The sequence below is a fragment of the Buchnera aphidicola (Cinara splendens) genome, assembly GCF_900698975.1.
Lineage (GTDB): Bacteria > Pseudomonadota > Gammaproteobacteria > Enterobacterales > Enterobacteriaceae > Buchnera_F > Buchnera_F aphidicola_AI.
In genome coordinates, this window is record NZ_LR217722.1 from 438,671 (window position 1) to 445,216 (window position 6,546).

Sequence of the window (6,546 nt, forward strand, 5' to 3'; positions counted from 1 at the left end):
ATTTTTAACTAAATTTTTTTATTTTACAATATATAATTTATATATAAAAAATTAAAAAAAAGTTAATATTTATTTTAAAAAATTGATTAATATAAATTGTACACATATTTATTAAATGAGGTTGTAAAATGAAATTTCCTATTTATTTAGATTACGCATCTACTACCCCGGTAGACCCTTTAGTAAAAAAAAAAATGAACAAATATTATTCTTTAAATGATGTTTTTGGAAATCCAGCATCTAGATCACATGAATTTGGGTGGAAAGCAGAAGAAGCTGTCGATATAGCTAGACATGAAATTGCTGATTTAATTCATTCAGATGCTAGAGAAATAATTTTCACTTCAGGAGCTACTGAATCAAATAATCTAGCTATTAAAGGAATTTATGAATTTCATAAAAAAAAGAAAACACACATCATCACTAGCCAGATAGAGCATAAATCAGTACTAGATAGTTGTCGATATTTAGAATATCAAGGATGTGAAGTAACATACTTGAAACCAAATAAATATGGTATTATTAATATCTCTCAAATTCAAGAATCTATTAACCATAACACTTTACTAGTTTCTATTATGCATATAAATAATGAAATTGGATCAATTCAAAATATTGAAGAAATTGGTCATTTTTGTAGACATAAAAATATCTTTTTTCATGTAGACGCTACACAAAGTATCGGAAAAATAGATATAGATACACAAAAAATACCAATCGATTTATTATCATTTTCTGCTCATAAAATATATGGACCGAAAGGAATTGGAGCATTATATATTTGTAGACAACCCAGAATTAGATTATCTCCCCAAATACATGGAGGTGGACATGAAAGAGGATTTCGTTCTGGAACATTACCTGTTCACCAAATTGTAGGTTTTGGAGAGGCATGTAAAATTTTAAAAAAAAGAATGAAAAAGGATATGTCACACGCAAAATATTTACGTGATATGTTATGGAATGGTTTATCTAATATTCAAGAAATTTATTTAAATAGTAATTTTAATTATGTGACTAACAATATAATTAATATTAGTTTTAACTTTATTGAAGGTGAATCATTATTAATGGCTTTAAAAAATTTAGCAGTATCTTCTGGATCTGCATGTACATCAGCAAGTCTAGAACCATCTTATGTTTTACGTGCCATAGGAATAAAAGATGAGTTAGCTCATAGCTCTATTAGATTCTCTATAGGACGCTTTACAACTTCAGAAGAAATTAAATATGCTATAATAGCAATTAGACATGCAATTTGTAAATTAAGAAAACTGTCACCTCTTTGGGAAATGTTTCAATCAGGTATTGATATGAAAAAAATTATTTGGAGTTAATACTTTTATATAGGAAAATTTTAAAATTATGGCTTACAGCAAAAAAGTATTAGATCATTATGAAAATCCCAGAAATGTCGGGTCATTTCCAGAAAAAGAAAAAAACATTGGAACCAGTTTAGTTGGAGCACCTGCTTGTGGAGACGTAATGAAATTACAAATCAAAGTAAACCAAAAAAACATAATAGAAGATGCTTGTTTTAAAACATATGGATGCGGTTCTGCTATTGCTGCAAGTTCTTTAATGACTGAGTGGGTTAAAGGAAAAACGTTACAAGAAGCTAATGAAATAAAAAATACTGATATAGCAAAAGAACTAGATTTACCTCCAGTTAAAATTCATTGTTCAATTTTAGCGGAAGATGCAATTAAAGGAGCTATCGCTAATTATCATAAAAAATATAAAAAATAAAACGTATCTAATTCATTAAAAATACGTAGTGCTGAAAATAAATATGCTATATTCAGCACTAGAATATACATCAAATAGCATATCATAATTGTTATTATATTTTGTATATTTATATACTTAATTTTTAAAATTATAACTCTTTTTTTAAAGGTTACTAATGAATTACTTTAATTTATTTAAACTTTCACAAAAATTTAATATTGATAAAAAAAAACTAATAAAAAATTTTTATAAACTACAAAAAAAATACCACCCAGATATGCAGAAAAAAAAAAAAATAAGCGCAGTAAATCAATTATTAATATCTATTAAAATTAATAAAGGATTTAATACATTAAAAAATAGGTTTACTAGGGCTAAATATTTATTAAAAATAAATAACGAAAAAAATTTATTACCAAAAAATAATAATTGTTATCAAAAGAAAATATTAACAAAACAATTTAAGTTACATGAAAAAATACAAGAAATAAAAAAAAAATCAAATTCATACATTCATATTAATAAATTTATAAAAAAATTAAAAATTAAATTAATATTATATTATTCACAATTTAATAAAAAAATTAAAGAAAAAAAAATAAATTATGCAAATCAAATTTTTTATTGTATATCGTTTATATATAAAATTATAAAGAAAGCTCAAAATTTTAAAAATAAATTAATTCAAGATAAAGAGATACGATCATGAAAAAAAAAAAAATTATCATAGGAATAGATTTTGGAACTACATGTTGTTTAGTGTCCACAGTAATAAACAACAAAATAATCGTTTTAGATATATTTAATAAAAAAAAATTTTTTCCTACAATTGTACATTTTAAAAAAAATAATACTATTATAGGCTGGAAAGCTCAAAAATTCTTACGTAAAGATGTGAAAAATACCATTACATCTATAAAAAGATTCATTGGAGTTTCATATTCTGAATTAAAAAAAAAAAAATAAATGTTCCGTATAAAATATCCACTAATGAAAATAAAGAATTAGTTTTTCATACAAATATAGGAAAAATAACTGTTTCTGGTATTATTCAAAAAATTTTTACTTATATAAAAAACAAAATAGAAAAAAATTTTCAAACATCTATTTGTGGAGCTATCATAACAGTTCCAGCCTATTTTAATAATATACAAAAAAAAACAATCCGAAAATCTGCAAAATTAATTAATTTAAAACTGTTACGACTATTAAATGAACCAACTGCAGCTGCTATTGCATACGGTTTAGAAAAACAAAGAAAAGGATTTATTTGCGTATATGATATAGGTGGAGGAACATTCGATGTATCTATTTTAAAAATATCAGAAGGAATTTTTGAAGTTCTTGCAACTAATGGCGATTGCCACTTAGGTGGTGATGATTTTGATCGTTTATTAGCTAGTTTTTTATACTCTAAAATAAAAAATAAACCTAAAATTACTGATATTTTATTTAAAAAATTACTTGTTATTGCTGAAAAAGTTAAAATTCAATTAAGCAAAAAATCATCTGTTACAGTTGAATTATTACATTCAAAAATAAATTGTTCAGTTTTAGAGTTTAATGTATTAATTGATCCTTATATCAAAAAAACATTAAATATATTAAAACAGGCATTACAAGATGCTAGTGTTAAAAAATCAAATATTAAAGATATAATTTTAGTTGGTGGATCTACTTATATTCCGTTAATCCGTAAAAAAATTCACAATTTTTTTAAAAAGAAAACCTTACAATTACTTAATCCAGTAGAAGTAGTTGCTCATGGAGCAGGATTACAAGCAAATTTTTTATATCATAAAAAAAATAAAAACATTCAGTCAATATTACTATTAGATATAGTATCTATTTCTATAGGAATTGAATTATTAGGTGGAATTATGGAAAAAATGATAGTGAAAGGATCAAAAATACCAACTGAAGTAGTAAAAATATTTACTACGTTTAAAGATAACCAAACAGGATTTTGCATAAATATTTTTCAAGGAGAAAGTAAATACGTAAAAAATTGTAAATTACTAAAAAAATTTAAAATCAAAAAATTACCGCCTAAAAAAGCAGGAGAAATAAAAATAGTGATTGCATTTCGTATAGATGCAGACAATTTATTATCTGTAACAACACAAGAACAAACATCTAAAATTAGACATAGAATTCAAATGGATACTATATACCACAATAAAAATATCAATAAAAAAAAATAATATGCACTAAATTATCAAAATCATTCAAAAAAAGATATGAAAAAACTAAAAGATTTTTTATAATAAATAATATATATATATTACACTAACCATGTTAACTATGGAGATAGTATGCCAAAAGTAATCTTTTATCCTCATAAATTTATATTACCAGAAGGATTGTCAGTACAAGGAAAAACAGGAGAAACAATTCTTGATATAGCTTTATTTAATAAAATAAAAATGGAACATGCATGTGAAAAATCATGTGCATGTTGTACATGTCACTGTATTATTAGACAAGGTTTTTATTCTTTATCACCTTGTCAGGAAAAAGAAGAAGATTTATTGGATAAAGCATGGGGTTTAGAAAAATATAGCCGATTAGGTTGTCAGGCTCGCTTAGGAAAAGAAGATGTAGAAGTAGAAATACCATTATATCATGTAAATCATGTTAATGAATAAATTAAATTTACTTTCAATTTTTTTTATAAATATACGGATTAAAACTATTTTTAAAAAATAACTTTATGGGTGTATTCTGGATTTGTAATTTTCTTTGAAAAAAATGCATTAAATATTTTTTGTATGTTAACGGTATATATTGTATTTGTGTACCGTGAATAATAATAAATATTGGATTTTTATTTCCAAAATGTGCATATTTTAATCGTATTACTTTTCCAGTTATACCCGAAGGTAAAGGATGTTGTAAAATTGCTTTATTTAAAATTTTTGTTAAATATGATGTACTAAAATTTTTTAAAGATTCTTTGTAAATAATATTTATTTGATTAAAAATTTTATTTAATCCTATTTTATGTAGTGCAGACACATAAATAATAGCTATATTTTTAATAAATTGTAAACGATTACAAATTAAATTCTTAATTTTAGTTTTTTGATGAGATGGGATTAAATCCCACTTATTTAGAATGATAAAAAAAGATTTTCCAGATTTAATAGTAGTATTAATTATAGATAGATCTTGTGCACATATTCCTATAGAAGAGTCTATTACAATACAGATTATTTGATTAAATTTAATTGATTTTATAGAATTTTTTTCAGATAAATGCTCTAGAAAAGTATTTCTTTTATTTATTTTTTTAATTCCTGCAGTATCTGTGAAGATATATTCAATATTTTTAATATATAGTGAATCTTTTACAATATCCCTTGTGGTTCCTGGAATAGAACTAGTAATTATTCTATTTTTATTTAATAAACTATTAATTATACTAGATTTACCTGAATTAGTTTTTCCTAAAAAACAAATACTTATACAAACTTTAGATTGTAATGAATCATATAATATTTTTTGATTGTAATTATTTTGAAAAAATTTTTTATAAAATATCCATATTTTTTTAAAAAAATCAGATATACCAATACGGTGAAGTATAGAAATTTTACATATTGTTTTAATTCCAAAATCATAAAAATCAATTATGTTATTACGTAAATTTTTTCTATCAATTTTATTAATTAGTAAAAAAATTGGTTTGTTTGTTTTCCTGATTTTTTTTAGTATAAAAAAATCTAAATTTTTTATTCCTGTATACGCATCAACTACAAAAATCAAAAAATTTGATTCTCGTACTGCTATTTTTGTTTGTTTATACGACTCTATTTGTATGATTTCTTTCTTTTCTACATATTCAATACCTGCTGTATCAATAATACAAAATTGACGATTTTTAAGAAAAAAAAAACCATAATTCCTATCTCTTGTAGTCTTTAATGTATTACTTACAAGAGAAGAATTTCCCCGTGTTAAAAAATTAAATATACTAGATTTTCCTACATTTGATCTACCTACCAAAGTTATTTTCAGGATCATTACTGTGATCTCTTTTTTAACAAAATAAATTTTTTATACTGTTGAAATAATTCGTTCCATTCACTATTATTAACTGTTCTAATAATATCTAAAGCAGGAGAAAAATCTTTTTTCTTAACATAAATTTTTACTAAATTTAATTTGATATACAAAATTAAATTTTCTTCTTCAGTAATAATTAAAATTCTTTTTAAAACATCAATAGCTTGCGTATATTTTTTTTGTAAAAAAAATTGTTTAGATAAATTAATACCAATTAATATAGAATATATATTTTGATTTTTTCTTAAAAAATTTTGTTTATTTCGAACTAAATCGACTTTCTTTTTTTGTAAATTATCTGTTATTTCTTTAAACTCTTCAATATTTTTATCGTTGTTTCTTAATTTATAATTTCTTCCCATTACAATTGTACAGATTGATAATGAAAATAAACCTATACAAAAAAACAAATAAAAATATTTTTTTAAAAAAGTCATAAATTTATTTTTTTTCATATATTTTAACACTAATTTTCTCAAGAATAAGTCATTTTTTAAATTAACAAAAATAATAACACATTTTTTTTATTTTTCCAAATTTTTTTTAAAAAAAATTAGGAGTATATTTTTTTTCTAGCTAATTTTTTTTATTTTCATTTTGAATTTTGTTTTTATGTTTTACATGATTTATTTGTATGCTTATTTTTTCTTTTATTATATAAATTTTATTTTTGTATATTGATGTATATGTATATTACATATTTATATGTGTGTGTATAAATACACATATAAGTATATATATACGTTT

8 protein-coding genes are annotated in these 6,546 nt (G+C 22.3%); 6 read left to right on the forward strand and 2 right to left on the reverse strand.

What is annotated here, in order from left to right; genetic code table 11:
* The first annotated feature begins 128 nt into the window (after nucleotides 1–128).
* The 6 genes from BUCISPPA3004_RS02015 to fdx all read left to right on the forward strand — a co-directional run bounded on the left by BUCISPPA3004_RS02015 (nucleotide 129) and on the right by fdx (nucleotide 4,379).
* Nucleotides 129–1,337, forward strand: coding sequence for an IscS subfamily cysteine desulfurase (locus BUCISPPA3004_RS02015; protein WP_154049057.1), 1,209 nt, complete (start codon nucleotides 129–131; stop codon nucleotides 1,335–1,337).
* A gap of 28 nt (nucleotides 1,338–1,365) precedes the next feature.
* Nucleotides 1,366–1,749 carry a Fe-S cluster assembly scaffold IscU gene (iscU, locus tag BUCISPPA3004_RS02020; protein WP_154049058.1) on the forward strand — a complete coding sequence of 128 codons (384 nt, stop codon included), beginning with the start codon at nucleotides 1,366–1,368 and terminating at the stop codon, nucleotides 1,747–1,749.
* Nucleotides 1,750–1,906: 157 nt separating this feature from the next.
* Nucleotides 1,907–2,440: a Fe-S protein assembly co-chaperone HscB gene (gene hscB / locus BUCISPPA3004_RS02025; RefSeq protein ID WP_154049059.1), complete on the forward strand. Its 534-nt coding sequence runs from the start codon at nucleotides 1,907–1,909 to the stop codon at nucleotides 2,438–2,440.
* Entirely contained in the window at nucleotides 2,437–2,697 is a 261-nt protein-coding gene (locus BUCISPPA3004_RS02110) for an Hsp70 family protein (protein ID WP_154049060.1), read from the forward strand. Before hscB ends, BUCISPPA3004_RS02110 begins: the two co-directional genes overlap by 4 nt.
* Before the next feature lie 14 nt (nucleotides 2,698–2,711).
* Nucleotides 2,712–3,935 (forward strand): Hsp70 family protein, encoded by a 1,224-nt coding sequence (locus tag BUCISPPA3004_RS02035; RefSeq protein WP_269471937.1) that lies wholly within the window; start codon nucleotides 2,712–2,714, stop codon nucleotides 3,933–3,935.
* Between the two features lie 111 nt (nucleotides 3,936–4,046).
* A complete protein-coding gene (gene fdx / locus BUCISPPA3004_RS02040) occupies nucleotides 4,047–4,379 on the forward strand; it encodes an ISC system 2Fe-2S type ferredoxin (RefSeq protein WP_154049062.1) in 333 nt (110 codons plus the stop codon).
* 13 nt (nucleotides 4,380–4,392) lie between these two features.
* Here fdx and der read toward each other — a convergent pair whose 3' ends face one another.
* Together der and BUCISPPA3004_RS02050 are read right to left on the reverse strand one after the other, a co-directional pair.
* The gene (gene der, locus BUCISPPA3004_RS02045; RefSeq protein WP_154049063.1) at nucleotides 4,393–5,757 is read right to left on the reverse strand and encodes a ribosome biogenesis GTPase Der; all 1,365 of its coding nucleotides are present in this window, start codon (nucleotides 5,755–5,757) and stop codon (nucleotides 4,393–4,395) included.
* The gene (locus BUCISPPA3004_RS02050) at nucleotides 5,757–6,254 is read right to left on the reverse strand and encodes a tetratricopeptide repeat protein (RefSeq protein WP_154049064.1); all 498 of its coding nucleotides are present in this window, start codon (nucleotides 6,252–6,254) and stop codon (nucleotides 5,757–5,759) included. Before BUCISPPA3004_RS02050 ends, der begins: the two co-directional genes overlap by 1 nt.
* Between the last annotated feature and the right edge of the window lie 292 nt (nucleotides 6,255–6,546).